Here is a 26,077-nt window from a genome sequence, read left to right on the forward strand (position 1 = left end):
GAGTTTAGAGAAAATTTGCACGCGGACGCGCTCTGATCCGGCCGCAAAAAACACCTGCGGCGGCGCGCTGACATCTCCGCTCAAACACTTTAGGGTTACCCCCATGTCGCTTTGGACCCGTATGACTGAGGCCGTATCGGCCCTTGCCAATGGTGAGGGTCTGAGCCGTGTATTTGAGCGTTTGCGCACCCCGCCAGAGCGCCGCGTCGCCTTTGCTATCGCCGTTATTGCGCTGGGCGCAAAAATGGCCAAGGCGGACGGGCAGGTCACGCGCAACGAGGTGTCGGCCTTTCGTGAGGTTTTCCAAATTGCCCAGGCAGATGAGGCGGGCGCCGCGCGGGTGTTCAATCTGGCCCGCCAGGACGTGGCCGGGTTTGAGGAATACGCTGCCAAGATCAAGGCGATGTTCGGCAAGGAGACTGGCGCCCTGCGCGATCTGATGGAGGGGCTGTTTCACATCGCGATGGCTGACGGCCAGTACCATCCGGACGAAAACATCTTTCTAGAGCGGGTAGCAGAGATTTTTGATATGTCGCCTGCTGAATTTCAGCAGATGCGCTGCCGCTTTGTGCCAGATGCCGCGCCGAACCCTTATCAAGTGTTGGGCGCCGCCCCCGGCGATGATCTGGATGCGGTGCGCAAGCGCTATCGCGCAATGGTCCGCGAATCGCACCCCGACCGCATGATGGCGCGCGGTGTGCCAACCGAGGCGATGCGGTTGGCCGAAAAGCGGATGGTCGACATCAATCGCGCGTGGGCTGAAATTCAATCTGAGCGAGCTGCATGAGGCTGGCGACGTGGAATATCGAATGGTTCGACAGCCTTTTCAATGACGCGGGGCATCTGCTGGAAGATGGAGAATGGTCCTCGCGTCATGGCGTCACGCGACGGGATCAGGCGGCGGCGATCACGACAATCATGCGCGCAGTCGATGCCGATGCAGTGATGATTATCGAGGCGCCGAATGATAGCAAGCAGCGCGACACCGTGCGCGCGCTAGAGGGATTCGCGCGGGCCAAGGGGCTGCGGACACGCCGCGCGCTGATCGGCTTTGCCAATGAGACGCAACAGGAAATTGCGCTGCTGTATGATCCAGATGCTGTGACGGCGGTGCATGACCCGCAAAGTGCGGAGGGCGCGCCCCGCTTTGACGGTACATTCCATATCGATCTGGATATTGATGCAGTGCGGGACCGCGTCCGGTTCTCCAAGCCACCGCTGGAGGTGCGGGTAACGACGCGGGCGGGGCAAACGCTGCGCCTGATCGGGGCACATCTGAAATCGAAGGCACCTTATGGCGCGGCGACGCCTGCGGATGTAATGCGCATCGCAATCGCCAACCGCCGCAAGCAACTGGCGCAGGCAGTCTGGCTGCGTGGCCGTATCGCGGCGCATCTGAAAGCAGGTGAGACCTTAATCGTGATGGGCGACCTGAATGATGGCCCCGGCCTTGATGAGTACGAGGGGCTTTTTGGGCGCTCATCGGTTGAGGTGGTGCTGGGTGAGGGGCAGGCACTGCAGCTGTATGATCCACATGCGCGCAGCGCGCTGGGGCAAAAGATCGGGGCGCTTCATAGTACGTCGCGGTTTTATCTGAACCATGAGGGGCGATATTTGCAGGCGCTGCTGGACTATATCATGGTGTCACCCGACCTGCTGGCTCTGGGGCCAAAGTGGCGGATCTGGCATCCGTTCGATGATCCTGCCTGTTACGCAGATGAGGCCTTGCGGGAGGCGCTACTGGCCGCGTCTGACCATTTTCCGGTGACGCTGGATATTGATCTAGACCCTTAAAAGTGGGTTTGGATGTGCTATATTGCACTCTATGAAACAGATTTTGCTCTCTGTCGTTATTGCCGCCAGTCTGGCTGCCCCGGTTCACGCCCAAGATACCGATGCGCCTGAGGGCGGCTCGTCGCTCATTGAGGACGGCGCTCGCATGTTCTTGAAGGGATTGATGCAGGAGGCGCGCCCTGCCATGCGGGACATGCGCGAACTGGCCGAGCGGCTAGGTCCGCAACTGCGCGATTTTGCGCAGGACATGGGTCCAGCATTGGCCGACATCCTCAAGGATGTCGAAGATTTGAGCGTCTACGCCGCGCCCGAACAGCTGCCGAACGGCGACATTATAATTCGGCGCAAGGTGCCTTTGGACTTGGAGCCGACGCCTAAATCACCTGAGCTGCCTGCTCCAGATGCGGGCGATGAAATCGAAATCTAGACGGCAGGCTTTGATACCCTTGGTTCCGAATCTAGCGACGATGCCAGCGAGGCAAAACGCGCCTGAGCGACTTCACCGTAGAGTGCTGCGGCTGCAGGGGCGAGGCTGAGTTCCAGGATTCTCTTTTTGGGATAGAAGTGTAGCACCCCCGGCTCGGCGTCGCGTTGCAGCCAAAGCATCGCGCCAAAGCGCATTGCCTTGCCGAGGATTTCGGCGTCGCGGCGCAAAGGCTCGTCTATCAGCTTGGCAACTTGGTCAAAGCGGGTCTGGCGCGCCGAATTGGAATACCGGTGCAGCAGCGCGAGGCCCAGAAACACCCGTTCGGAGTGTTTTAGGCCGCCCAAGTTAGCCCGCGTTGCGGTGTCAAAGCATATGTCGGCGCGGTAGTCAGGATGCGCACGCCAGTTGACGTCGTGTAGAAGGCACGCGGCCTTGATCAGGCGCACCCTTTCGGGACGGGCCGTGCGAAAGATCGGCATAATGAACTGGTACAGAACTTTGCCAAAGCCCGGCACCCGCGCATCCTTGGCTTCGGTAAAACGGCAGGCCTCAATCAGGGGGTCACGGTCGCGCAGTTGCTGGGGCATCTGCTCGTACAGCATCCCCTCACGAATGCCGTAGCTAGAGATCGCGATATCGTGCGGCTTGAACGTGCGGACAACCTCGCGCAGAACTTCGGCAGCTTGCGGGACGAGCGCCATGCGCGCCGATGACACGCCGGCGCGCAGGCGCAGTGATTCCAGATCCTCGTAGGTTTGAATGTGGGCCAGCGTGTCGCGGATGGAAGATGCGCGCATCCGATATTCATGAAGGACATGAAGCGGGTAGCCGCGCCGCTCCATATCGATGCGGGCGATCGCGCGCCAAGAGCCGCCGACCAGAAAGAGCCGGTTACGCTGCTCGCCCAGCTCGGCGGTCATGGCAGCGAGCGTATCGGCGATATAGGCGCGGCGGACTTTCTTGCCGCCAGTCATGTCGCGCAGTTTCAGCGGGCCCAGTTGCGAGCTGACACGTCGGCCAACGACACCTCCGTTGATTTCGGCCAGCTCCATTGACGAGCCGCCGATGTCGCAGACGAGACCGTAGGCCCCCGGCCAACCCAGAAGGACGCCTTGAGCGGACAGGCGGGCCTCTTCACGCCCGTCAATGACCCATAGCTTCAGCCCTGTCTCGGCCTCAACCTCGCGGCGGAAGTCCTCGCCGTCTGTGGCCTCGCGCACGGCGGCGGTGGCGACGCAGGTTAGCGGGCCGGTTTCCATAGCGATGGCAAGTTGAGCAAATCGGCGCAGCGCATTCAGGGCGCGCACGCGGCCCTCAGGATTGAGCTGCCCGGTTTCGGACATACCCGCCCCAAGACCGCACATGATCTTTTCGTTAAAGAAATAGGCCGGGCTGCGCGCGGCGCCGTCAAAGACCACCATCCGAACGGAGTTCGACCCTACGTCGACCACGCCGACACGGCGCAGCGCGCGCGCCGATGGTTTGTCAAAAAGGGCTCTGCCGAAGGGGCTGAACGTCGCTGTGCGCCGCGCGCTGCCGTCTGCCGTTTCGGGTGCGCTCATATTTTTACCAGCCGTCATTTTGTCTGCGGGTGCTTTATGGGCCACGCGGCGGTCCGGCGTCAACGCGCGCTGTGTGCGTTTTATCAATCCTCTGCATGGGTCAGTTGTGGCACGTCTGCGGCCCCGGCAGAGCCGCGGCCCGAAAGCGACGGGTTTTCCATGAAGAAGCGGTGGCAACTAAACGCAAATTCGCCCTCGGGCATGGGCGCGCGCGCGAAACTGCCATCGGGCGCCATGACCCAGCTTTGCGCAACATCGGCCATATTTGCGGCCATGATCTGAGACGTGATCTGAGCCTTTACGGTTGGGTTTTCGATCTCCACCAAGGTCTCGACACGGCGGTTCAGGTTGCGGCCCATCCAATCGGCCGAGGACATGAAAACGCGCGCCTTTTTATGCGGCAGCCCGTGGCCGTTGCCGAAGCACACGATGCGGCTATGCTCCAGAAATCGTCCGACAATGGATTTGACGCGAATATTGTCCGACAGGCCCGCAAGACCGGGACGCAGCCCGCAAATGCCGCGCACTATCAGGCTGATGCGCACCCCTGCGCTGCTGGCGGCATAAAGCGCGTCGATGATATCGGGATCAATCAGAGCGTTCATTTTGGCCCAGATTTCGGCGGGCCGTCCATTTTGGGCATGTTCGGATTCGGCTGCGATCATTTCGAGCAGACGAGGCTTTAGCGAAATGGGCGAGATGGCGAGGTTTTCCAGCATTTCGGGCTGGGCATATCCAGACAGGTAGTTAAACACCTTGGTCGCGTCGCGGCCTAGCACGCTATTGCAGGTAAAAAACGACAAGTCGGTGTAGATGCGTGCGGTGATAGGATGGTAGTTACCTGTGCCGAAATGCGTGTAGGTGACCAAATTTTCGCCCTCGCGGCGCACCACGATACTGATTTTGGCGTGCGTTTTTAAGTCGAGAAACCCGTAAACGACATGTGCGCCCGCCCGCTCCAACCGGCGGGACTGGCGAATGTTCGCAGCCTCGTCAAAGCGCGCTTTCAACTCGACCAGTGCCGTGACGGATTTGCCGTTTTCGGCGGCCTCGCACAGTGCCTCGACGATCGGCGACTGATTGGACGTGCGGTAGAGAGTCTGCTTGATCGCCACCACGTCAGGATCGACTGCCGCCTGATTGAGAAAGCGCACGACCATATCGAATGTCTCGTACGGGTGATGTAGCAGCATGTCCTTTTGCCGGATTGCGGCGAACATATCGCCTTCGAAATCTTGTACGCGCTCGGGCACGCGGGGCGAGAAATTGGGCCACAAGAGGTCGGGACGTGCGTCTAGAACAAGCTCCTTGAGGTCGGCGAGACCGATCATACCGTCAACCTCAACCACCTCATCGGCAGTGACGTGCAGCTCTTGCATCACCAGCGCGCGCAGCGCCTCAGGCGCGTTCCTGGTGATATTCATGCGCACCACCTCGCCCCGGCGACGGCGTTTGAGAGCGACCTCAAACTCGCGGACCAGATCCTCGGCCTCTTCCTCGACCTCCAGATCGCTGTCGCGCAGGACGCGGAAGGCGCAATGGCCCTTGTATTTATAGCCGGGAAACAGGCTGTGCAGATGCAAAAGTAAAAGCTCTTCCAGCGGTAAAAAGCGGTGCGCGCCATTCTCGCCGGGCAAGGCGACAAAGCGGTCGATTTGTTGGGGAATCGGCAATAGCGCCTGAAGAGGCCGTTTATCGCGGATGCGCGTAAGGTTTAGCGCCAGCGAATAGCCAAGGTTCGGGATGAACGGGAACGGGTGCGCAGGGTCGATCGCGAGGGGCGACAACACCGGGAAGACTTTGTTCAGGAACACGTCGGCTAGATAGTCGCGATCGGCCTCGTCCAGATCGGCCCCCGACATGATCGTGATATTTTGAGTCTCAAGCTCATCGCGCAGCTGTTGATACGTCTGTTGCTGTGCGCCCAGTAAGTTGCGGGCGTTTTCGTTGATCAGGACCAATTGCTCGGCCGGCGTGAGGCCGTCGGCGGCGGGCGTCGTGTTGCCGGCGCGGGCCAGCTCGCGCAGACCGGCGACGCGGACGTTGTAGAACTCGTCAAGGTTGGTGGCAGAGATCGACAAGAAGCGCAGCCGCTCCAACAGCGGCACGCGGGGGTTTTGTGCCTCCTCCAGCACGCGCCAATTGAAGCCCAGCCAGCTTAGTTCGCGATTGTAGAACCGGCCCGGCCCGACAAGGTCGAGATCCGGCAGCTCTTGGGCGGGCGGAAACGGGGAGGTCAGGAAATCAGCTTGGCTCATAGGACTAGGGTAACGGCCTGATATGACGGGGATGTGACGCATTGCTCAGCGCTGAGTGTGGCGTCACAGGCCCATCTTGTCCAGCACCTCAGAGGCGAGCGCGCGGGTGACCGGGCGTCGCCGCTCCAGCGCTAGGCGGTCAATCGCCGCGACCACTCGGCTGGCCTCGCCAAAGGCGCGAGGCATGCGGCGAACGAGGTAGGGAATAGTGCCGGGCGTCGGCAGAATCTGGCGATCGCCCATCTGCTTCATCAGGACGGCGGCCAGCAACTCGTCATCAGGCTCTTTTAAGGTGCAGGTGGGCGTTGCCTGCATCCGGCTGGCTAGATCTGGCAGGACCATAGGCCAATGATTGGGTGCGGCGCGTGCGGTCAGCAGGATCGAATGACCCTCGGCTAATGCGAGGTTATGCAGATGAAAGAGCGCCTCCTCGGCGGGTCGTTGACCGGCGATGGTATCCGCGCCCTCTATTGCGATGTGATTTGCGGCCAGCGCTGGAATATCGGCCTCTTCCAGATCGCTGGCGTGTACGATGATGCCTCCGCTGAGATCGCTCCAGACGTGAGCCAGATGCGTCTTGCCCGCGCCCGGCGGGCCGTTCAGGACCAGCTTACGCGCGGGCCAATCCTGCCACCCTTCAATCAGGGCGACAGCGACGGCGTTGGCCGATGATACATAGAAATCATCGCGCCCCTGCGCAGGCATCGTGACCAGATCAAGGCTTAGCTGCCGGGGCAAATGGGGGCGGCGTGCCATCAGGTGCCGTCGTGGCCCGACGTTCCACGATAGAGCTGACTATCCTTGTAGTGTCCCACCGCAAAGCGGATCAGCACACCGATAGCCGCCGCGACGGGGACCGCCACCAGCATCCCGACAAAGCCAAAGAGCGCGCCAAAGACTGACAGCGCGAAGATCAGCCAGACAGGGTGCAGCCCGACAGAATTGCCCACCAGCTTGGGCGTCAGGAAGTTACCCTCGACGATTTGACCGATGACGAACACGCCTGCGACCATCCCGATAGACACCCAATCGCCCCAGAACTGGAACAATGCGAGGCCAATGGCCAGCACGCCGCCAACCAGCGCGCCGACGTAGGGGATAAACGTGACCAGCCCAGCAATAGCGCCCACCACCAGCCCGAATTGCAGCCCGACCACCATCAACGCTACGGCGTAATAAGTGCCAAGGATCAGGCAAACGGTACCCATACCGCGGATAAATCCTGACATCGTTTTGTCGATCTCGCGTGCGAGATAGCGGATGACTGGGGCATGTTCGCGCGGCAGCAGATCGTCGATGCGCGCGATCATGCGGTCCCAATCCAGCAGCAGATAGAATGCCACGACCGGCACGATGACAAAGAGCACAGCAACGTTGATAAGAGACGACACCGATCCCAGTATCGTCTGAAGCATCTCGCCGCCGCGTTCCTTGATCGTGTCGCCGATGCCAATTAATGACTTGCGTAGCGCGCTCTCGGCGTCTGCGATGTCAGGGAACTGCTGGTTGACGAAATTCTGCAGCTTGCGCGACAGCTCGGGTGCGCTTTCGATTAGGGCGGTGGCCTGACTGGTAAGGGTCGGCACGACCAGAAGCGCCATTGCGATAAAAATCAACAGGCCGAGGATCGTGATTAGGACGACCGACAGCACCCGGCTAAGCCCTAGCGCCTCTAGTCGGTCAGCGAAGGGATCGAGGAAATACGCAATCGCCGCCCCGACGAGAAACGGCATGATCACGTCGCCCAACACCCAGAGCACGGCTAGAAATACCGCCGCGGCGATCCCCCAGTATTTAATCTGCGTTGCGACTGGCAGGGCCATGGCGTCCTTTCGGGTGCGTTAGGGTGCATATTTCACCCATGCAGCCGGCGCTTTCAAGTGCACTATTGCGCCGAAACCGTGCGGGCCGTGCCAAGCCCCGCTTGCCCGGCGGCGCCGGAGGCCATAAACGGAAGCGGAAATGCCCCTGACCTGATGAGGAACGCCATGCGCCTGTCCCGCTATTTCCTGCCCGTCCTTAAGGAAACCCCGTCGGAGGCGCAGATCGTGTCGCACCGCCTGATGCTGCGCGCTGGCATGATCAAGCAGGCGGGGGCTGGCATCTACTCGTGGCTGCCCATGGGTTTTAAGGTACTACGCAAGCTGGAGAATATCGTCCACGAGGAGCAGATGCGCGCGGGCCACATTCCGATGCTGATGCCGACGCTGCAATCTGCGGATTTGTGGAATGAAAGCGGGCGTTATGACGCCTACGGGCCTGAAATGCTGCGCATAAAGGACCGCCAGGGGCGCGATCTGCTCTATGGCCCGACGAACGAAGAGATGATTACCGACATCTTTCGCGCCCATGTCAACAGCTACAAAGATCTGCCGCTGACGCTGTATCATATTCAATGGAAGTTCCGCGACGAGATCCGCCCGCGCTTTGGCGTGATGCGGGGGCGGGAATTTTTTATGAAGGACGGCTACAACTTTGACCTGACCAAGGAGGACGCGCTGCACGCCTACAACCGCCACCTCGTCAGCTATCTGCGCACATACGAGCGGATGGGCCTGCAGGCGATCCCCATGCGCGCCGATTCCGGCCCCATTGGCGGCGACGACACGCATGAATTTCTGGTGCTGGCCGACACAGGCGAGAGCGAAGTGTTCTATGATTCCGAGATTACCGATCTAAAATTCGGCGATCGCGAGGTCGACTACGATTCGCACGAGGCCTGCCGCGCAGTTTTGGACGAATTCACCAGCCGCTATGCCCGCACGGACGAAACACACGATGAGGCGCTATTTGCCGAAGTGCCCGAAGAGCGCCGCCGCAGCGCGCGCGGTATCGAAGTTGGCCAGATCTTTTACTTTGGCACCAAGTATTCGGATGCAATGGGCGCGACGGTTCAAGGGCCAGATGGCAAGCCTGCCGCGGTCCATATGGGCAGCCACGGTATCGGCGTCAGCCGGTTGGTGGGCGCGATCATTGAGGCCAGCCATGACGACAAGGGGATTATCTGGCCCGAGGGCGTCACGCCCTTCCACGCCGGTATCGTCAACCTTAAACAGGGCGACGCCGAGGCGGATGCGGCGTGCGAGGCGCTATATGCGGGCCTGATCGCGCTGGGCCTTGACCCACTATACGATGACCGGGACGAGCGGGCAGGCGGCAAGTTCGCGACGATGGATTTGATCGGGCTGCCTTGGCGCATCACCGTCGGCCCGCGCGGCCTGAAAAACGGCGTGGTGGAGTTGACCAGCCGCCGCACCGGTGAGAGCGAAGAAATGCCGCCCGAGGACGCAATCAAACGCCTCGCGGAAATCTATGCGCCCCATCGCGGCGCTTTGGTCGGCTAATGCTAGGCCGCGCACTGACGCTGGTGGGCGGCCTTGCCGGCGCGGCGGGGCTGTCTCAGTTCCCCGAGTTTTCGCAGCAATATGTGCAGCGACTGGGCGGCGCAGTGGATGAACTGGGGCGGTTTGTTGCCGAGTTCGACGCGGATGCGGGCGAGGCCGGTCTGACCCGCAGTGCCGCGCTCGCTGATCTGGGGCAGGGTGGTACGATGGGCGCGCAGCGGGCCGAGACTATGGCGGGCGTTATACTGCGCTATGAGCGTCTGTCGGCAGATCTTGTCGCGCTGCGCAGCGCCGGGCCGTTTACCCGCGCCTACCAAATGCGCAGCTTTGCCGACGCCGAAATTGCGCAAGCCGCGTGGGAGGATTTCCAGCCAGCCGTGCCGCTGAATTTGGCGGGCAGCATCTTTGCCGGGGCGGGATTTCTCGCCGGATTGACACTAATGGGCACGATCATGGCCCTGCTGCGCGCGCTGTTTCGCCGGAGGCGCGCCCGCGTTGCTTGACGCCGCGCGGCCCCCGGCGCAAGTTGCGCCGAAATCAACCAAGAGGTTACTCTAGTGGCAGGAAAATCCGCCCCATTTGCCCCATTCGAATGGATGATCGCCTGGCGCTATCTGCGCGCTAAACGCGCCGAGGGCGGCGTAAGCGTGATGACATGGATTTCGCTGATTGGCATCACGCTGGCGGTGCTGGCACTGATCGCGACGCTTGCAGTCAGATCGGGATTCCGCGCGGAATTTGTCGATACGATCCTTGGCTCTAATGCGCATGTGACGGTCTATAACGCGGGCGAGATTGATGCAGGGTCGGGCCGGATTGACCGGATGATCGACGATTACGAGGCGATGGCAGAGCGCGTGCGCGGCGTCGAGGGCGTGACCCGTGTGGCCCCCCTGATCAAGGGTCAAGTCATGGCAAATTCGCGCGATCGCAACGCAGGCGTCGAGGTGTTCGGTATCACACTCGACGACCTGAAGGGTATCCCGCGCATCGCGGACCCTGCTACTGGGCAGGGCGATATCGAAAAGTTCGATGAGGGGGTCGCCATCGGGTCAGGCGTGGCGCGTGAGTTGGGCGTGGGCGTCGGCGACCGGGTCAAGATCATCTCGCCCGGCGGTGTCAAGACGGCATTCGGCACTACGCCGCGCGTGAACGCCTATGACGTCACGTTCATCTTTAGCGCGGGGCGCTATGACATCGACCGCACTCGCGTCTATATGCCGTTCGGCGAGGCGCAGTCGTTCTTTAACCGTGAGGGGCAGGCGGACGAGCTGGAGGTGATGGTGACCGACCCGGAGAATGTCTCGGACCTGTCGTTAGCGCTGATGCAGGCCGCCGGAGACGGCGCGCTGCTGTGGACATGGCAGGACCAGAGCGGTGGGTTTTTACGCGCGCTGGAGGTAGAGGACAACGTGATGTTTATCATCCTATCGATCCTCGTCCTGATTGCCGCGATGAACATCACGTCGGGGCTGATTATGCTGGTGAAAAACAAGGGCCGCGATATCGGCATCCTGCGCACCATGGGCCTGACCGAGGGATCGGTGTTGAGGGTGTTTTTCATCTGCGGCGCTTTTACCGGGATTATCGGGACAATCATGGGCGTGATCTTGGGCTGTCTCTTTGCAATCTATATCGACCCGCTTTTTGCCTTTGTGAATTGGGCGATGGGGGGTGAAATCTGGGACCCTTCTGTGCGGGGCATCTATTATCTACCGGCCAAGCTGCAATTTGGTGACGTCATGTCAGCTGTAGCGCTGTCGCTGACGCTTTCGTTTATCGTGACCATATTTCCCGCGCGGCGCGCTGCGCGGATGAACCCGGTAGAGGCGCTGCGTTATGAATGATCCAGTGTTGCGCCTGACCGGCATCGAAAAGATCTATAATCGCGGCAAGGAGGCGGAGATTGCTGTCTTGCGCGGCGCGGATCTGGAGATCGCGCGCGGCGAGATCGTGGCGCTGGTCGCGCCGTCCGGGGCTGGTAAATCGACGCTGCTTCATATCGCGGGTCTGCTGGATACCGCAGATGCGGGTGAGGTGGCGATTGGCGGTACTTTGATGACGGGCCTTGGGGATCGGCGGCGCACCATGGCGCGGCGGCGCGACGTGGGGTTCGTGTACCAGTTCCACCACCTGCTGCCCGAATTTACCGCGCTTGAGAATGTCGCGCTGCCGCAGCTGGCAGAAGGGGTGCGCCGTAAGGACGCCGAGGCGCGCGCGCAGGAGCTGTTGGATCACGTTGGTATCGGGCCGCGTGCGGCGCACCGCCCATCCGCCATGTCAGGGGGCGAACAGCAGCGCGTCGCATTTTGCCGTGCGCTGGCCAATCAGCCACGCCTTTTGCTGGCCGATGAGCCAACGGGTAATCTGGACCCCGCCACGTCCGATCAGGTTTTTGCAACGCTGATGGGCCTCGTCCGGGATACAGGACTGTCGGCGCTGATCGCCACACATAACTTGGAACTGGCCGCGCGGATGGACCGCATCGTGCGGCTGGAGCAGGGGCAGCTGGTACCGGGGTGATTGACGCAGACGCGCGCGGCGCGCAAAAAGGCGGAAACGCCTGAAGGAGCCGCGCCCATGCCCATGATCGACACCGCCCAGATCGAAGTCCTGTCCAAAGCTGCGTTGATGCGCCACGGCGCTGAGGAATGGATCGCCGCCAGCGTCGCGGATGCCATCCGGGAGGCGGAGGCGACAGGCAACCGGATTTGCGGGCTGTACTATCTGGAGAGCTACTGCCAGCAACTGCAGAGTGGCCGTGTCAAGGGTGGGGCCGTGCCGGAGGTGACGCGACCGCGCCCCGGCTCGGTTCGGGTGGATGCCAAGTTCGGCTTTGCTCAGGCGGCGTTTCAGCGCGCGTTGCCCGAGGCGATTGCGGCCACCAAGGAAAACGGAACCGCATCGCTGGCTGTTTGCCACGCGCATACCTGCACGTCGCTTGGGTATTTTACCGGGCAGATCGCGCGCGCGGGTCTGATCGGGCTGGGCCTGACCAATGCGACGCCCATAGTCGCGCCGCCCGGTGGCAGCAAACGTGTGATCGGCACGAACCCTATCGCGTTTTCCGTGCCCGATGGGCAGGGCGGTGTCGCGATGCAGTTCGACCAGTCGACCACCACTACCGCCATGGGTAAAATTACCATGGCTAAAGCAGCGGGCGAGAGCATACCCGAAGGCTGGGCCGTTGATGCAGATGGGCGCGCGACAACCGATCCTTCGGCGGGAATGGCCGGATCCATGGTCAGCCTCGGAGGCGCTGCGGCCGGATACAAGGGCTGGGGCTTCGGCCTGATGGCCGAGATATTGGCGGCCGGCCTCACCGGCAGTCTGGCCAGTCAGGACTTATCGCCGCTAAAGGCGCCAGAGGGCGCGCCGCACGATCTGGGTCAGTTCTATCTGCTGATTGATCCCGGTATGTCCGATCATTTCGCCGCGCGTCTTGCGCGCGTTGCCGAAGGCGTGGCCGCGGACGAGGGCGCGCGGATGCCGGGACAGGGGCGCGTTGAGGCGGCATCTGTGGATGTGCCCGATCCGCTGTGGGCCCAGTTGCAGGAGCTGGCTGGCGCGGCCTGACAGCAAATGTTTGCTTTGCGGAGCGTGCGACATATCTTTCCCTAAGAGAAGGATACGCCCGTGAAAAAGATAATCTTTGCGATTTGCACAGCTGCCATATTTGGCCTCGCGCCTGCCGTTCGCGCGCAGGAGGGTCCGATCCGCGCGGTCATTGAGGCGCAGATCGAGGCGTTCGAGGCCGACGATTTCGAGACTGCATTCACCTTTGCCAGCCCTACCATTCAGGGCATGTTTGGCACTGCTCAGAACTTTGGTGCGATGGTGAAGGGCGGCTATCCTATGGTTTGGCGCCCCGAAAACCTGCGGTTTTTGGCTCTGGAGGAGCGGGACGGCCTGCTGTTTCAGGACGTGATGGTGCGTGACGAGGCTGGTGCGCTGCATATTCTGGAATATCAGATGCAGCAGAGCGATACGGGCTGGCTGATCAACGGCGTCACCATTCGCCGCGCTACAGCGGGAACTGCCTGAGCGCCAAAGCTCCAGTCCGACTGCCGCCGACCCACCGTCACGGTGCTACCAGCGGCGGTTAACTTTCCGTCTTTATTTCCCTCGACCATCCGGGTGCGCCCCGGGCTGGCGTAATTTGAGACGTCCGCAGTCCCTGTCGGGACGGCGCGGATGCGAAAGGGAAAGCAAGATGAACAAGGCAGTAACCGACGGGATCGTCTTTATGCCCCCCGCCTTTTCGGGTGGCCTCAGCGTATATTCCAGCGGCGACGGAACGCCCGGATCGGACACCTATCACAACGCGGTTAACGCGTCCTTCGTGCCTGCCGATCAGGACTTTGGCGGCGCGCTTGAGGTGCAAAAGGCGCAGAGCGTGCAAAAGTTGCGTTACATGGGCCAAACACCCATTTTGCCGGGCTGCTACTTGCGCATTACGGCGCGGATCAAAGCAATATCCGGCAACCTGCCAAACGTGAGCATTGCGGGCTGGGCTGGCTCGCCCAGTGGCCATGTAAGCGGCGTACTGGAAGTGGGGCCCTCAGTCGCCCTGCCAAGCTACGGACAAGTGGTGGAGGTCAGCGCCATCGTCGGCAGCGGTGTGCGGGGCGGCGTAGACATGGCTTGGGGGCCCGTGCCGACCTATGGGCATTTTGGCCTCGACTTGACTGGCCCGAGTGGCGGCATCGTGCGTATTGACGATCTGGTAATTGAGGATGTCACGGACGTGTTCCTCCGCGATCTGATCGATACAGTCGATGTGCGTGACTTTGGCGCACTGGGCGACGGGGTGCATGACGATCAAACCGCCTTCGAGGCGGCCGATGCGGCGGCTGGTGGGCGCGACGTGCTGGTGCCCCAGGGGACATATTTTCTGGGCGACAGCGTGACGATGCAATCGTCGATACGCTTTTCCGGCACTGTCACGATGGCCACGCAGCATAGCCTGAGCCTAGCGCGGAATTATGACCTGCCTTCTTACATCGATGCATTCGGCGATGAAGAACTCGCCTTTCGCAAAGCGTTTCAAGCGCTTTTGAACAATTCGGGCCATGAGTCGCTGGATATGAAGGGGCGCATCATTTCGCTGACCGAGCCGATCGACATGGCCGCCGCTGTGCCGGACAAAACCAGCTATTCGCAGCGCAGATTGATCAAGAACGGCCAGATCTATGCGCGAGACCGCCCGGCGTGGGATACAGAGGTCGTCACGTCGCGCGCCACATATTCGCCTAGCAACAGCCTTGTCCTGACGGATGTGCTAGATGTGGCAAACATCACACCCGGCTCCGTCGTCGAGGGCAATGGCGTGGGCCGCGAGGTCTATGTGTCCTCTGTCGATATCCCAGCGCAAGAGGTGCGGCTGAGCCAACAGTTGTATGATGCGGCGGGCACGCAAAACTTCACCTTTCGGCGGTTCAAATATTTGTTGGATTTCAGCGGCTTCGATAAACTCAGCAAATTCTCACTCTCGAACATTGAGTTTCAATGCGACGGAACGTGCAGTGCCGTGATGCTGCCACAAGCGGGCACGGGGTTTCACTTTCGCGACTGTTTCTTCACCCGGCCCAAGGATCGCGGCATCTCCAGCCTTGCGGTAGGCGATCAGGGGATGATCGTGGATCGCTGCCAGTTCCTGTCAGACGAGAGTGATGTCAACGTGGCAGAGCGCACATCAATCGCGCTGAATGCCAACGCCAACGACGTCAAGCTGCGCGACAACCGCATCGTGCGGTTCCGCCATTTTGCGCTGCTGGCTGGGTCCAGCAATATTGTATCGGGTAACCACTGGTTTCAGGGCGACGATTCCAATGATGGCACCCGCAGCGCCGGTCTGATCCTGACGCGGACCAACTGCCGCACGACGATCAATTCAAACTACGTCGATAACTGCTTTATCGAGTGGAGCAATGAGCATGACAGCGCGCCCGAATACTCTAGCGAGTTTTCATTCAGCGCGCTCAACATGGTCGATAACGTGTTTCTGGCAGGCAACGTTGCGCCTTGGTTTACGTTTATGGTGGTCAAGCCGCATGGCGCCGGGCACTTCTTGAACGGTGTAAACGTCAGCGGCAATTCGTTCCGGATCATCGACGATCCTATCGACCGGATTGAGCGGGTGGATACCAGCTTTGCCGATCTGGATTACAACCGGATCAAGAATATCGGGTTTTCGGACAACACTTTTGGTAATATTTACCAAACAGTCTCTAGCCCCCTGTTGGTAAAGTATGACCAAATTACCCCCAGTGCGACATGGACCATCGATTCAGGCCCAAGCCTGCCATTCGGGGCCTACGCGCAGACCGTTACGTCAGTGCTACCCGCCGGGCCCCTGCGGGCGGCGGACGGCGGCATCGTCCATGTCGCGCCCTACTATGAGGCCAAGCAGGGGGCGGATCACAACCAGATAAACCTGCAATTTGGCACCCCTGTAAGCGGGACTGTGACTGCCGTCGTACGGATCGACGATCCGTTCTAAACGCAACGCGGTTCGCGAAAATCAAGAAAGGCGGGCCTTCGGGACCGCCTTTTTTGGGTGCAACGGTTCGGCGATCTCGCACCGCTCAAAACGTCGGTGGAGTGCAGGCGCTGATAATCTCGCAAGTCTCTGGGCCGACCTGCCGAAATCGGTGAGGATTGCGGCTGTCGAAGTAGTAAGCATCGCCCGGTCCCAGCACCTTGCGCTGATCGCCCACTGTCACCTCTATACGGCCCTTCACCACAATGCCGCCCTCTTCGGCCTCGTGGCCGATCATGGTGCGGCCAGTGTCGGCGCCGATCTCGTACTTCTCGGTAAGGATCATCATCGCGCGGCCAAAGAGGGTGGTGCCGATCTGGCGCAGCGATACGCCGTTTTTGCCGATCTCCGTCAGGTCTTCGGCGGCGTAGAAAACCTTGCGCTCGGCCTCTGGCTGGTAGGCAAAGAACTCGGATAGGGCAATCGGTACCCCCTCTAGGATACGTTTCAGCGCTGATACGGAAGGGTTCATTTTGCCAGACTCAATCAAAGAAATCGTCGAGTTTGGGACCCCGGTTCTTTTCGCCAGCGCACGTTGAGATAGGCCCGCGTGTGCGCGAACTGCTTTCAGACGGGGGCCAAGCTCTAGATCGTCGGATGTAACAGGCATGTTCAAGATCCCAAACACTTTGAATTCAGAGTAAGCTAAATCAATGGCTTGCCTCGTGCAAGAAACAGACTTTTGAGGGCTGATAAAACGGCGTACAGCGGACGGAATGCCCCGGCAGGCGATTCTGTCTTGGGTTCAGTTACCATTTCTCGAAAGGATGCGTCATGTTGAACGCCGAGATCGCAGAACGCCGCATAGGCGCCATTTCGCAGGGTGTGGGCATGATGACTCAGATCTATGCAGATCACGCCAAGAACGCCGAATTGTGGGACGTCGAAGGCAACCGGTATATCGACTTTGCCGCCGGCATTGCAGTCGTCAACACTGGCCATTGCCATCCGAAGGTAATGCAGGCTGTGACCGAGCAGCTGTCCCGCTTCACGCATACCTGCCATCAGGTCGTGCCGTACGAGAATTATATCCGCCTTGCTGAGCGCCTGAACGAAAAGGTGCCGGGGGATTTCGCCAAAAAGACCGTGTTTGTGACCACCGGCGCCGAAGCCGTTGAGAACGCGATCAAGGTCGCTCGCATCCACACTGGCCGCTCTGCTGTGATCGCATTTGGTGGCTCGTTTCATGGCCGCACGTTTATGACGATGTCGCTGACAGGCAAGGTCGCGCCCTACAAAAAAGGCTTCGGCGCGATGATGCCCGATGTCTACCACGTGCCTTTCCCAATCGATCTGCATGGCATTAGCACCGAACAGTCGATGGACGCGTTGACCAAGCTGTTCAAGGCCGATCTGGACCCGGACCGCGTGGCCGCAATCATCATCGAACCTGTTCAGGGTGAGGGCGGATTTTATCCTGCCCCTGCCGAGCTTATGCGCGGCATACGGCAGCTTTGCGACGATCACGGTATCGTAATGATCGCCGACGAGGTTCAGACAGGCTTTGCCCGCACGGGCACATTGTTCGCCATGGACGGCTATGACGTCGCTGCGGACATCACCACGATGGCCAAGGGTTTGGCTGGCGGTCTGCCGCTGGCTGCTCTGACGGGCCGGGCCGAAATGATGGATGCCGCGCATCCCGGCGGTTTGGGCGGCACCTATGCCGGCAATCCGCTGGGCATCGCCGCATCGAACGCCGTTCTCGACGTGATCGAGGAGGAGGATCTTTGCAACCGCGCAACCGAGCTTGGCTCGCGGCTCAAGCAGCGGCTGGAGCAGATCCGCTCTAACACGCCCGAAATGGTCGATGTACGCGGCCCCGGTTTCATGATCGCGGCTGAGTTCAATACGCCCGATGGCAGCGCGCCGAACCCCGACATGACCAACCGCATCCGCATGGAAGCGCTCAAGCGCGGCCTGATCCTGCTGACCTGCGGCGTTTACGGCAATGTCATCCGCTTCCTCGCGCCGATCACCATTGAGGATGCAGTTTTCGCCGAAGCGATGGAAATTCTGGAGGCGTCAATCGCAGCAGCGCGGACTGCGTAAGTCTAGCCGCCCATGACACCTGAAAGGGAGCGCGTTGAGAGGCGCGCTCTTTTTTTTCGGCGGGTTTGCATGTCGCCCACTTGTCAACGCACTCCAGCGGAACATATGATGAACATATGACCCGCCAAACCCTAGATCAAAAGCTCGCGATTCTGAGCGATGCCGCCAAATACGACGCTTCTTGCGCGTCGTCGGGCGGAACGAAACGCAATGCGCGCTCGGGCGGCATCGGCTCCAACACCGGGGCCGGCATTTGCCACAGCTACGCACCCGACGGTCGCTGCATCAGCCTGCTGAAAATTTTGATGACGAATTTTTGCATCTACGATTGTAGCTATTGCATCAACCGGGTGTCATCCAACGTGCCGCGCGCGCGGTTTTCCGTCGATGAGGTGGTGAAACTCACCATCGAATTCTATCGCCGCAATTATATCGAAGGGCTGTTCCTGTCGTCCGGTGTTATCCGTTCGCCCGACGCGACCATGTCGGACATGGTCCAGATCGCGCGCAAGCTGCGGCATGAAGAGGGGTTTCGTGGCTACATACACCTGAAAACCATTCCCGACGCCTCGCCCGAACTGATTGACGAGGCCGGGCTGCTGTCGGATCGCCTGTCGATTAATGTGGAACTGCCGACCGACGCCGCGCTCAGCACCTACGCGCCCGAAAAGAACCCCGGCCAGATCCGCCGCGCGATGGCTGATGTGCGCCAACGCCGCGAGCAGTCAAAGGACCGCAGCCACACGGGCAAGCGGCCGCCGAAATTTGCCCCCGCTGGGCAATCAACCCAAGTGATAATCGGCGCAGACGCGTCAACCGACGCCACTGTGCTGGGCCAATCCACGCGGCTTTATTCCAGTTATGGTTTGCGCCGCGTTTATTATTCGGCTTTCTCGCCGATCCCCGACAGCTCGGCCAAGTTGCCACTGATTAGCCCGCCTCTCCAGCGCGAACATCGGCTCTATCAGGCCGACTGGCTACTGCGGTTTTATGGCTTCAACGTAGAGGAGATTACGTCGGTTACGCCGGATGGCAACCTCGATCTCGATATTGATCCCAAACTGGCTTGGGCGCTCGCCCATCGCGGCCTGTTCCCGCTGGACGTCAATCGCGCCACCCGCGAGTTGCTGCTGCGGGTGCCGGGGTTCGGCGTGAAAACGGTCAACCGCATTCTGACCACGCGCCGCCATCGCCATCTTCGGTACGACGACATTGCGCGCATGGGCGCGTCGATGAAGAAGGCGGGCGCGTTTGTCACGGCAGGTGGCTGGACGCCGGGCCAGCTGATCGACAGCGTCAATCTGCGCGCCCGGTTCGCGCCCCCGCCCGAGCAGCTGAACCTTTTTTGATGCGCTGCGTGACTGTGCCGCTGATCGGTGCTTCGACTGTATGGCGCGATGCAGCGCGCGGTCTGCTGGCCGCTGGCGTTGCGCCAAGCGATACGCTCTGGAATGCCGAGGGGCAGGGGGATGCACCTGACCTTTTTGGCGCAGAGGGCGCAGTACCGACCAGCGCGGCGGCGCTGACTGTGCCGCGTAGCTTTGTCGCGATGGCAAATTCGGTCTGCTATCATAGCGATCCGCAGCGTTTTGCGCGGCTCTATTCCCTGCTGTGGCGACTACGTAGTCAGCCGCATCTGATGTCGGATCGCGCTGATCCGGACCTCGTGAAACTGCGCCAGATGGAAAAGGCCGTGCATCGCTGCCGCCACAAGATGCGCGCATTTGTCCGCTTTCGCGAGATTAGCGCGCCGGGTGCGAACCGCCGCAGCTTTGCCGCGTGGTTTGAGCCGTCGCATTACACGCTGGAAATGAACGCGTCATTTTTCCGCGACAGGTTCGCCGATATGGATTGGCGCATCGTCACGCCCGACGTCACCGCAATTTATCAGGGCGGCGAGGTCGCATTAGAGGCAGGGCAGGCTGCGCCCAAACTGCCAGAGGACGCGAGCGAGGAACTGTGGCTGACCTATTTCCGCAACATCTTTAACCCCGCGCGGCTGAAGGTAAATGCGATGACATCCGAAATGCCCCGCAAATATTGGAAAAACCTGCCAGAGGCGGCGGCGATCCCTGATCTGATCGCAAACGCACCCGCCCGCGCCCTTGCCATGGCCGCCGCCGCGCCCACGCTGCCGCCACTAAGGGCGGCCAGCGCACAGGCGCAACAGGCGCGCCTGACGTCGGTATGGGCAGATACTGGTGAGGGGCTTGAAGCGGCGATCCGCACCTGCACCCGCTGCCCGCTGCATTGCAACGCGACGCAGGCTGTCTGCGGCGAGGGGCCGCAGAATGCACCGCTGATGATCGTCGGCGAGCAGCCGGGCGATCAAGAGGATTTGGCCGGGCGGCCGTTTGTCGGACCTGCCGGGCAATTATTCGACAAGGTCGCGCAGGAGGCTGGGCTGGATCGCGGCGGGGCCTACGTGACCAACGCGGTCAAGCATTTCAAACACACCCCGCGCGGGCGTCGCCGCATCCACCAGCGCCCCAATAGCGATGAGATTGATCACTGCAAATGGTGGCTAAACGCCGAGATTACGCGCGCCGCACCGCGCCTGATCGTCGCGATGGGGGCGACTGCGGCTCAGGCGTTGACCGGGACGGGCGCGCGCGTCACTGCCCGGCGCGGCGCAATTGAGCAAGGAAGCCTTGGCCACGACGTGTTGATCACGGTCCACCCATCCTACCTGCTGCGACTGCCAAATGCGGAGGCGCAGGCAGAGGCGACAGCAGCGTTCCGCGCCGATCTGGCGCTGGCCGCGCGGCATGTTCAAACCGCTGGCACCTGATCGCGCCTCTAACGCTTGGGCCGGCGCATTTCCCATGCCTCGGTGACGGTCGAATAATCGTGGTATCCCATGCGCGCGATAGGCCGTGCGGCCTCCGTATCAAAGCGCCCATCCTTTATATATTCGTCTCGGATATGCGTCTGGACGACCTCGCCTATCACCAAATAGCGGTCCAGCAGGGTGCCGTGCCGGTCGCTCAGTTGGCGCACCTCTAGTGTGACGCATTCCAGCGCGGCAGGACTGGCGGCGACAAAGGGCGTTTGAATGACGACGGGCGTGCCACATTCCAGCCCCGCGATCTCGAACTCGTTGACGCCAGATGGCTCGTCGCCGGACGAAATATTCATCTGCTTAGCCAGATCCTCGGTAGAGAGCGAAAAAGTGAATTCCCCCCGCTCGCGCGCGTAGGTCGATGAGTGTTTGGCCCCTTCGCTGCTGAACATCACCATGTCAGGGTTCGACCCGATAGCGTTGAAAAACGAATAGGGCGCCAGATTGGCCTTTCCGCCGGGATCAAGCGTGCCGATCCAGCCGATGGGGCGGGGCGCGATGATCGCCTTGAACGGGCTGTGTGGCAGGGCGTTCGGTCGGTCGTCGCCGTAATTCATAAGTGTCTCCTGATGTGGCGTGTCCGCTGGTGCATTCTAGCCCGCAGCCCGCCAGTGTCGAGCGACGTTCAGGCTGCACCAGCACGGGTCGGCTTGCGAAAGGTCTTGACCCCTTCGCTGATCTGCTCAATCAGCTTGAGCGCCGCATCAGACATGTTGACGTGCTTATAAAACAGGCCGATATGAATGTTCGCGAGCGGAAAGAACCCCTCGGACTGCCCTAGTATCCGCATTTCGGGCAGCAGCGTCTTGACCGTTAGGGCCGTCACGCCCATGCCATCCATCACTGCGTTTTGCACCGCCGAGATGCCGGGGCTCTCAAACGAGACGTGCCAGCTGCGCGCTTCGGCGTTTAGTGCGTCCAGCATCCGCCTGCGATAAAAGCATCCCTCAGGGTGGGCGATCAGCATAACGGGGCGGCCCGGATCAATCTGGTAGTCTGGCCCGCAGACCCAGACGGGCCGCTCTGCCCAATAAAGCGACACATGCGGCGCGGGCATGCTATCGGTAACGGCCAGCGCCATGTGCAGCGTGTCTTGATGCAGCGCGTCGACCAGAGCGGCGCTGCGGTCACAGCGAATATCCAGCAAAACGTCGGGATTATTACGCGCGAATCGGGCGATAATCCCTTGGAAATAGTCGACCGCGTAGTCGACCGGCAGCCCGATGCGCAGGGTTCCCAGAATGCGCGCATCATGCAGGTTGGCAACGGCTCGATCATTCAGCCGCAAAATATCACGTGCATAGCCCAGCAGAGTCTGGCCATGAGCTGTCAACTCGATCCGTTTGCCGTTGAAGTTCAACAGCTTGCCGCCCGACACCGCCTCCAGCCGCTTGATCTGAAGCGATATGGCAGGCTGGGTCCGCCCCAAGACGTTGCCCGTCTCGGTGAAATTATCCAGATCCACGACCGTCACGAAGGTGCGCAGCAGGTCTGTTTGAAGGTTGGTGAACCGGCGCGTCATTAACAATCCTTATGCAATCATTGGTACTATAAATTTCACTATGCGCGCAAGTCGTCCTAGCCTCTGAATGCTCTAAATCAAGAGGACGTCATGCCAAAGGATACCGTTTTCGCCGCCGAACTGCCGTGGCCCGCCTATCAGGCCCGCGTTGAGGGGGGCGATGTGCCGATCCTGATCCCGCTGGGGTCGATGGAGCAGCATGGCCACCACATGCCCATGCATGTCGACGTATTGCTGCCCACCGAGTTTGCCCGGCGCGCCGCTGCCGAGGCGGGTGGGTTGGTCGCGCCGCCCTTTACCTATGGCTACAAGTCCCACCAGAAATCGGGTGGCGGTAACTTCTTTCCCGGCACGACCAGTCTGGACGGCGCCACATTGGTCAACGCGCTCAAGGATGTGGTCAAGGAGTTCGTCCGCCACGGCACGCGCAAGCTGTGCATCGTCAACGGCCATTTTGAGAATTCATGGTTCATCACCGAGGCCATTGATCTGGCCCTGCGCGAATTGCGCTGGGACGGGATTACGGATGTTAAGGTGATGGTCCTCAGTTACTGGGATTTCGTCGATAAGGCCTCGATAAAGCGGCTCTACCCGGACGGTTTCCTTGGCTGGGATATCGAACATGGTGGCGTGCTTGAGACGTCGCTGATGCTGCGCCTGCACCCCGATCTTGTATCGCTTCAGGACGCCGTTGATCATCCGCCCGCCACCTTTCCGCCCTATGACGTATACCCTGCGCGCCCCGAATGGACGCCAGCCAGCGGCACGCTGTCCTCGGCCAAGGATGCGACGCCGGAGAAGGGCGATATTCTGCTCGACGTCTGCACGCGCGGCATCGTGGCCGCGCTGCGCACTGAATTTGAGCTACCGACATAAAAATAAAAAACACCAACAAGGAGTATACCAACATGACATCCCATCTGGCCCGGCCAACGCGCCGCAAGTTGCTGACCATGACCGCCGGCGCCGCGCTGGCGACACCTTTCCTATCGATCCGCGCTGCGGCGCAGACGACAAACCTGTCGATGCTGGCATGGTATGGCCACGCCGAGCCCGACATCGTCGGTGAGTTTGAGGAGGCGAACAACGTCAAGTTCACGCCGAAGTACTACACTGGCGGCGACAACATGCTGGGCCTCATCGCTCAGTCGCCCCCCGGAACCTATGACGTGATCCTGTCGGATGGCGAATATGTCCAGCAGTTGAACGCAGCGGGCTATATCCAAGAGCTGACTGCGGCCGATTATGCCTTCGACGACTTCTTTCCCGAATTTCAGAAATTTCCGGGTCACTGGGACGGGGACAAGCTGTACTCCGTTATCACGCGATTCGGCTTTCTGGGTGTGTCGTACAACACCGACGAGTTCAGCGAAAAAGAGGCATCGACGTACGATATTTTCGCGGACGAACGGGCCACTGGTAAGCTCGGCCATTTCGACTGGCACCTGCCGAACCTTGGCCAGATGAGCCTGTGGAACGGCAACGCTTCGCCCTACGATATCGACGAGGCAGCATGGGCTGCGGTCCAGGAAACCACGATGGGATTGCGCCCGCAGGTTGGCGGTTTCTTTGACTACGGCGGAACGTTCTCTTCGCTCAAAAGCGGCCAGATGACCCTCTTCGCTGGGATCGGCGATTGGATCACGGGCGTGCTCGAAAAAAACGGCGCGAATGTGCGCAGCGTCATCCCCGAGGAGGGCGGCCTGCAATGGACCGAGTCGTTCTCGATCGGCAAAGGCAGCAAGAACTACGAGATGGCCAACAAGTGGATTCAGTACATCACCTCGCCCGAGGGTCAGGCGAAATCGGCTGACATGGCCGCATACCCGGCGCTGATCCCGTCCGAAGCTGGCTGGAAGGTGCTGAATGAAACCAACCCCGCCGAGGCCAAGCGGCAGAAGATGGTGATGGGTGAGGCCAATGTCATGGACATGATCCGCGACGGTCGCATCCAGTTCCGCCAGCTGCCCGTGCAGCAGGATCTGGGCACGTGGAATGACTTTTGGTCGGACTACAAAGCCTCCTAAGCGACATGCCGGGTGCCGCACTGCAGCGGCCCCCGGCACACCCCCCTGATCCCGGACGTGCATGATGAAACGCCCCAGCCTGTTCTCGCTCGTTTTGGCAATGCCGCTGCTCTTGTGGCAGCTGGCCTTTTTCCTCTTTCCGCTCCTATTTCTGATCGCGATCAGTTTTTGGACGGTCAAAATGTTCCAGATGCAGCCCGATATGAGCTTCGCGAACTGGCAGCGCATCCTGACGCGGGGCGTCTTTTGGGATGCCTACTTGCGCACGATGATTCTGGCGACGTCGGCTGCGGTCCTGACCAGCGCCATCGCCTTTCCGGCCAGCTACGCGATCTCGTTCAAACTCAGCGAACGAGCCAAACGGTGGATGATCTTTGTGCTGATCATCCCGTTTTTCACCAGTTATCTGGTGCGGGTCTATTCATGGCAGGTGTTCCTGACCGATGCGGGTATCATCAACGCGGCCCTTAGCTATGTCGGCCTTGGCCCCTATCCGATGCTGAACAACACGTTTGGCACGCTGGTCGGGATGGTCACGCTGTGCCTGCCGCTTGTGATCTTGTTGCAAACCTTCAGCCTCAATTTCGTCAATCGCGACCTGATTGAGGCCGCCCATAACCTGCGCTGCGGGCGGCTGCGCACGGTGGCGTCGGTGATAGTGCCGTCGGCCAAGGTTGGCCTCGTTATCGCGGCGCTTTTCGCCTTCATCCTCAGCTTTGGCGATTTTGTCAGCCCGCTATATTTGGGCGGTGGCAACCCACCGACGCTGTCGATTATGATCACTGACATCACCAAATCGGGCCAGCAATGGCCACGCGCCGCCGTGGTGGCCATCATGATGATCGCGACGCTGATGACCGTGGCCTTTGCCGCCATCACCTACGCCTATAAGGAGCGGGGCAAGTAATGGGCAACGAGAGCAAACTCATCAACGGCTGGCTGATGCTGCATATCGCGCTGTGCCTGATCTTTATCTTTGCGCCCATCGCCGGCAGCTTTGTCTTTTCCTTGAATTCGGACCGCTTTCCTTCGCTGCCCTTGGGGGAATTCTCGCTCGATTGGTATCGCGCGATCTGGAACGATCCGCTGGTCTGGTCAGGCTTTGCCAACACGGTGATCGTCGGTTTGATCGTCGCCGTGATTGCCACGATCCTCGGCTTTGGCGGCGCCTATACCGACTATCGCTACAACTTTTTCGGCAAGTCTTTTTATCTGGCGCTGGCGCTGTTGCCACCCACAATCCCGGTGGTGATTATGGGCCTCGCCATGCTGGCGTTCCTGTCGCGCATCCAGTTGTCGGGCAGCACGATATCGGTGGTCATCGCGCATGGCGTCATGTGCAGCCCATTTGCCATGGCCATCATCCGCCTTCGTCTGTCGCAGATGGACCCGGACCTGGAGGCGGCCGCGTGGAACCTTGGCGGCAATGAATGGGCCACGCTCCGCCACGTCATCATTCCCTTCACACGCCCTGCGATTTTCGCGGCGCTTTTCATCACGATGGCGGTGTCATTCGACGAGTTTGCCGTCGCGTGGTTCGTCTCGGGCCTGAATGAAACGCTGCCGGTCAAAATCCTCGGCTTCCTTCAGGGGCAGGTCAGCCCGCGCATCAATGCCATCGGCTCGCTCGCCTTTCTCAGCTCCATGACGCTGATCGTGCTGGCGCAGCTGCTGCTCCGAAATCCTAATGAGGGCTCGAAATAATGGA

At 60.5% G+C, this 26,077-nt stretch carries 24 protein-coding genes; 17 read left to right on the forward strand and 7 right to left on the reverse strand.

From position 1 onward, the window contains the following. The first annotated feature begins 103 nt into the window (after window positions 1–103). The 3 genes from MK6180000_RS04460 to MK6180000_RS04470 are packed head-to-tail and all read left to right on the forward strand — an operon-like array spanning window position 104 to window position 2,221. On the forward strand, window positions 104–787 hold the full coding sequence (locus MK6180000_RS04460) for a molecular chaperone DjiA (RefSeq protein WP_138933643.1): 684 nt from the start codon (window positions 104–106) through the stop codon (window positions 785–787). Further along, entirely contained in the window at window positions 784–1,794 is a 1,011-nt protein-coding gene (locus tag MK6180000_RS04465; protein WP_138933644.1) for an endonuclease/exonuclease/phosphatase family protein, read from the forward strand. The genes MK6180000_RS04460 and MK6180000_RS04465 overlap by 4 nt, the downstream gene beginning before the upstream one ends. A 31-nt stretch (window positions 1,795–1,825) precedes the next feature. Beyond that, window positions 1,826–2,221, forward strand: a complete 396-nt coding sequence (locus tag MK6180000_RS04470) for a hypothetical protein (protein WP_138933645.1) — start codon at window positions 1,826–1,828, stop codon at window positions 2,219–2,221. Here the strand turns inward: MK6180000_RS04470 and MK6180000_RS04475 are convergent. The 4 genes from MK6180000_RS04475 to MK6180000_RS04490 all read right to left on the reverse strand — a co-directional run bounded on the left by MK6180000_RS04475 (window position 2,218) and on the right by MK6180000_RS04490 (window position 7,864). Then, window positions 2,218–3,783 (reverse strand): Ppx/GppA family phosphatase, encoded by a 1,566-nt coding sequence (locus MK6180000_RS04475; protein WP_138933646.1) that lies wholly within the window; start codon window positions 3,781–3,783, stop codon window positions 2,218–2,220. The two genes, MK6180000_RS04470 and MK6180000_RS04475, sit on opposite strands and share 4 nt — an antisense overlap. Before the next feature lie 83 nt (window positions 3,784–3,866). Further along, window positions 3,867–6,041, reverse strand: coding sequence for an RNA degradosome polyphosphate kinase (locus tag MK6180000_RS04480; protein WP_138933647.1), 2,175 nt, complete (start codon window positions 6,039–6,041; stop codon window positions 3,867–3,869). 63 nt (window positions 6,042–6,104) lie between these two features. Beyond that, a complete protein-coding gene (locus tag MK6180000_RS04485; RefSeq protein ID WP_171054544.1) occupies window positions 6,105–6,797 on the reverse strand; it encodes a P-loop NTPase family protein in 693 nt (230 codons plus the stop codon). After that, window positions 6,797–7,864, reverse strand: coding sequence for an AI-2E family transporter (locus tag MK6180000_RS04490; RefSeq protein WP_138933648.1), 1,068 nt, complete (start codon window positions 7,862–7,864; stop codon window positions 6,797–6,799). Before MK6180000_RS04490 ends, MK6180000_RS04485 begins: the two co-directional genes overlap by 1 nt. Window positions 7,865–8,029: 165 nt before the next feature. On the opposite strand from MK6180000_RS04490, the gene proS reads away from it, so the two are divergent. The 7 genes from proS (at window position 8,030) to MK6180000_RS04525 (ending at window position 15,887) form a co-directional block, all read left to right on the forward strand. Continuing rightward, window positions 8,030–9,385, forward strand: coding sequence for a proline--tRNA ligase (gene proS, locus MK6180000_RS04495; protein WP_138933649.1), 1,356 nt, complete (start codon window positions 8,030–8,032; stop codon window positions 9,383–9,385). Continuing rightward, window positions 9,385–9,888 carry a DUF2937 family protein gene (locus MK6180000_RS04500; protein WP_138933650.1) on the forward strand — a complete coding sequence of 168 codons (504 nt, stop codon included), beginning with the start codon at window positions 9,385–9,387 and terminating at the stop codon, window positions 9,886–9,888. The genes proS and MK6180000_RS04500 overlap by 1 nt, the downstream gene beginning before the upstream one ends. A 93-nt stretch (window positions 9,889–9,981) precedes the next feature. After that, window positions 9,982–11,232 carry a lipoprotein-releasing ABC transporter permease subunit gene (locus MK6180000_RS04505; RefSeq protein WP_138936336.1) on the forward strand — a complete coding sequence of 417 codons (1,251 nt, stop codon included), beginning with the start codon at window positions 9,982–9,984 and terminating at the stop codon, window positions 11,230–11,232. After that, a complete protein-coding gene (locus MK6180000_RS04510; RefSeq protein WP_138933651.1) occupies window positions 11,225–11,908 on the forward strand; it encodes an ABC transporter ATP-binding protein in 684 nt (227 codons plus the stop codon). The genes MK6180000_RS04505 and MK6180000_RS04510 overlap by 8 nt, the downstream gene beginning before the upstream one ends. Before the next feature lie 57 nt (window positions 11,909–11,965). Further along, the gene (locus MK6180000_RS04515) at window positions 11,966–12,961 is read left to right on the forward strand and encodes an Ldh family oxidoreductase (protein WP_138933652.1); all 996 of its coding nucleotides are present in this window, start codon (window positions 11,966–11,968) and stop codon (window positions 12,959–12,961) included. Window positions 12,962–13,021: 60 nt separating this feature from the next. Then, window positions 13,022–13,429: a DUF4864 domain-containing protein gene (locus MK6180000_RS04520; RefSeq protein WP_138933653.1), complete on the forward strand. Its 408-nt coding sequence runs from the start codon at window positions 13,022–13,024 to the stop codon at window positions 13,427–13,429. 169 nt (window positions 13,430–13,598) lie between these two features. Continuing rightward, complete coding sequence (locus tag MK6180000_RS04525; protein ID WP_138933654.1) at window positions 13,599–15,887, forward strand: glycosyl hydrolase family 28-related protein; 2,289 nt, start codon at window positions 13,599–13,601, stop codon at window positions 15,885–15,887. Window positions 15,888–15,972: 85 nt separating this feature from the next. On the opposite strand, the gene MK6180000_RS04530 is transcribed toward MK6180000_RS04525, so the two are convergent. Further along, window positions 15,973–16,536 (reverse strand): cupin domain-containing protein, encoded by a 564-nt coding sequence (locus MK6180000_RS04530; protein ID WP_138933655.1) that lies wholly within the window; start codon window positions 16,534–16,536, stop codon window positions 15,973–15,975. Window positions 16,537–16,700: 164 nt separating this feature from the next. Here MK6180000_RS04530 and MK6180000_RS04535 point away from each other — a divergent pair, with 164 nt between their 5' ends. The 3 genes from MK6180000_RS04535 to MK6180000_RS04545 all read left to right on the forward strand — a co-directional run bounded on the left by MK6180000_RS04535 (window position 16,701) and on the right by MK6180000_RS04545 (window position 20,769). Continuing rightward, window positions 16,701–17,978 (forward strand): 4-aminobutyrate--2-oxoglutarate transaminase, encoded by a 1,278-nt coding sequence (locus MK6180000_RS04535; RefSeq protein ID WP_138933656.1) that lies wholly within the window; start codon window positions 16,701–16,703, stop codon window positions 17,976–17,978. A gap of 116 nt (window positions 17,979–18,094) precedes the next feature. Continuing rightward, complete coding sequence (locus MK6180000_RS04540; protein WP_138933657.1) at window positions 18,095–19,327, forward strand: putative DNA modification/repair radical SAM protein; 1,233 nt, start codon at window positions 18,095–18,097, stop codon at window positions 19,325–19,327. Then, window positions 19,327–20,769 (forward strand): UdgX family uracil-DNA binding protein, encoded by a 1,443-nt coding sequence (locus MK6180000_RS04545; protein ID WP_138933658.1) that lies wholly within the window; start codon window positions 19,327–19,329, stop codon window positions 20,767–20,769. The genes MK6180000_RS04540 and MK6180000_RS04545 overlap by 1 nt, the downstream gene beginning before the upstream one ends. A gap of 8 nt (window positions 20,770–20,777) precedes the next feature. Here the strand turns inward: MK6180000_RS04545 and MK6180000_RS04550 are convergent, their stop codons facing one another. Both MK6180000_RS04550 and MK6180000_RS04555 read right to left on the reverse strand, forming a co-directional pair. Further along, complete coding sequence (locus MK6180000_RS04550) at window positions 20,778–21,377, reverse strand: flavin reductase family protein (RefSeq protein ID WP_138933659.1); 600 nt, start codon at window positions 21,375–21,377, stop codon at window positions 20,778–20,780. A 68-nt stretch (window positions 21,378–21,445) separates the two neighbouring features. Continuing rightward, window positions 21,446–22,342: a LysR substrate-binding domain-containing protein gene (locus tag MK6180000_RS04555; RefSeq protein WP_138933660.1), complete on the reverse strand. Its 897-nt coding sequence runs from the start codon at window positions 22,340–22,342 to the stop codon at window positions 21,446–21,448. A gap of 90 nt (window positions 22,343–22,432) precedes the next feature. Between MK6180000_RS04555 and MK6180000_RS04560 the strand changes: the two genes are divergently transcribed. From MK6180000_RS04560 to MK6180000_RS04575, 4 genes are all read left to right on the forward strand, one after another. Next, window positions 22,433–23,218, forward strand: a complete 786-nt coding sequence (locus tag MK6180000_RS04560) for a creatininase (RefSeq protein ID WP_138933661.1) — start codon at window positions 22,433–22,435, stop codon at window positions 23,216–23,218. 32 nt (window positions 23,219–23,250) lie between these two features. Further along, window positions 23,251–24,369, forward strand: a complete 1,119-nt coding sequence (locus MK6180000_RS04565) for an ABC transporter substrate-binding protein (RefSeq protein ID WP_138933662.1) — start codon at window positions 23,251–23,253, stop codon at window positions 24,367–24,369. 64 nt (window positions 24,370–24,433) lie between these two features. Continuing rightward, window positions 24,434–25,276 (forward strand): ABC transporter permease, encoded by an 843-nt coding sequence (locus tag MK6180000_RS04570; protein ID WP_138933663.1) that lies wholly within the window; start codon window positions 24,434–24,436, stop codon window positions 25,274–25,276. Beyond that, window positions 25,276–26,073, forward strand: a complete 798-nt coding sequence (locus MK6180000_RS04575; RefSeq protein WP_138933664.1) for an ABC transporter permease — start codon at window positions 25,276–25,278, stop codon at window positions 26,071–26,073. The genes MK6180000_RS04570 and MK6180000_RS04575 overlap by 1 nt, the downstream gene beginning before the upstream one ends. The last annotated feature ends 4 nt before the right edge of the window (window positions 26,074–26,077 follow it).

It is taken from the genome of Roseovarius arcticus (assembly GCF_006125015.1).
GTDB classification, from domain to species: Bacteria; Pseudomonadota; Alphaproteobacteria; order Rhodobacterales; family Rhodobacteraceae; genus Roseovarius; species Roseovarius arcticus.

Bases quoted from the DNA above. Each gene is read 5' to 3' on its own strand.
- MK6180000_RS04550 (WP_138933659.1), bottom strand. From the start codon at position 21,377: ATGAATTACGGCGACGACCGACCGAACGCCCTGCCACACAGCCCGTTC.
- MK6180000_RS04560 (WP_138933661.1), top strand. From the start codon at position 22,433: ATGCCAAAGGATACCGTTTTCGCCGCCGAACTGCCGTGGCCCGCCTAT.
- MK6180000_RS04570 (WP_138933663.1), top strand. From the start codon at position 24,434: ATGAAACGCCCCAGCCTGTTCTCGCTCGTTTTGGCAATGCCGCTGCTC.
- MK6180000_RS04525 (WP_138933654.1), top strand. From the start codon at position 13,599: ATGAACAAGGCAGTAACCGACGGGATCGTCTTTATGCCCCCCGCCTTT.
- MK6180000_RS04565 (WP_138933662.1), top strand. From the start codon at position 23,251: ATGACATCCCATCTGGCCCGGCCAACGCGCCGCAAGTTGCTGACCATG.
- proS (WP_138933649.1), top strand. From the start codon at position 8,030: ATGCGCCTGTCCCGCTATTTCCTGCCCGTCCTTAAGGAAACCCCGTCG.
- MK6180000_RS04490 (WP_138933648.1), bottom strand. From the start codon at position 7,864: ATGGCCCTGCCAGTCGCAACGCAGATTAAATACTGGGGGATCGCCGCG.
- MK6180000_RS04460 (WP_138933643.1), top strand. From the start codon at position 104: ATGTCGCTTTGGACCCGTATGACTGAGGCCGTATCGGCCCTTGCCAAT.
- MK6180000_RS04535 (WP_138933656.1), top strand. From the start codon at position 16,701: ATGTTGAACGCCGAGATCGCAGAACGCCGCATAGGCGCCATTTCGCAG.
- MK6180000_RS04505 (WP_138936336.1), top strand. From the start codon at position 9,982: ATGATCGCCTGGCGCTATCTGCGCGCTAAACGCGCCGAGGGCGGCGTA.
- MK6180000_RS04545 (WP_138933658.1), top strand. From the start codon at position 19,327: ATGCGCTGCGTGACTGTGCCGCTGATCGGTGCTTCGACTGTATGGCGC.
- MK6180000_RS04555 (WP_138933660.1), bottom strand. From the start codon at position 22,342: ATGACGCGCCGGTTCACCAACCTTCAAACAGACCTGCTGCGCACCTTC.
- MK6180000_RS04510 (WP_138933651.1), top strand. From the start codon at position 11,225: ATGAATGATCCAGTGTTGCGCCTGACCGGCATCGAAAAGATCTATAAT.
- MK6180000_RS04475 (WP_138933646.1), bottom strand. From the start codon at position 3,783: ATGAGCGCACCCGAAACGGCAGACGGCAGCGCGCGGCGCACAGCGACG.
- MK6180000_RS04575 (WP_138933664.1), top strand. From the start codon at position 25,276: ATGGGCAACGAGAGCAAACTCATCAACGGCTGGCTGATGCTGCATATC.
- MK6180000_RS04465 (WP_138933644.1), top strand. From the start codon at position 784: ATGAGGCTGGCGACGTGGAATATCGAATGGTTCGACAGCCTTTTCAAT.
- MK6180000_RS04485 (WP_171054544.1), bottom strand. From the start codon at position 6,797: ATGGCACGCCGCCCCCATTTGCCCCGGCAGCTAAGCCTTGATCTGGTC.
- MK6180000_RS04480 (WP_138933647.1), bottom strand. From the start codon at position 6,041: ATGAGCCAAGCTGATTTCCTGACCTCCCCGTTTCCGCCCGCCCAAGAG.
- MK6180000_RS04540 (WP_138933657.1), top strand. From the start codon at position 18,095: ATGACCCGCCAAACCCTAGATCAAAAGCTCGCGATTCTGAGCGATGCC.
- MK6180000_RS04500 (WP_138933650.1), top strand. From the start codon at position 9,385: ATGCTAGGCCGCGCACTGACGCTGGTGGGCGGCCTTGCCGGCGCGGCG.
- MK6180000_RS04470 (WP_138933645.1), top strand. From the start codon at position 1,826: ATGAAACAGATTTTGCTCTCTGTCGTTATTGCCGCCAGTCTGGCTGCC.
- MK6180000_RS04530 (WP_138933655.1), bottom strand. From the start codon at position 16,536: ATGCCTGTTACATCCGACGATCTAGAGCTTGGCCCCCGTCTGAAAGCA.
- MK6180000_RS04515 (WP_138933652.1), top strand. From the start codon at position 11,966: ATGCCCATGATCGACACCGCCCAGATCGAAGTCCTGTCCAAAGCTGCG.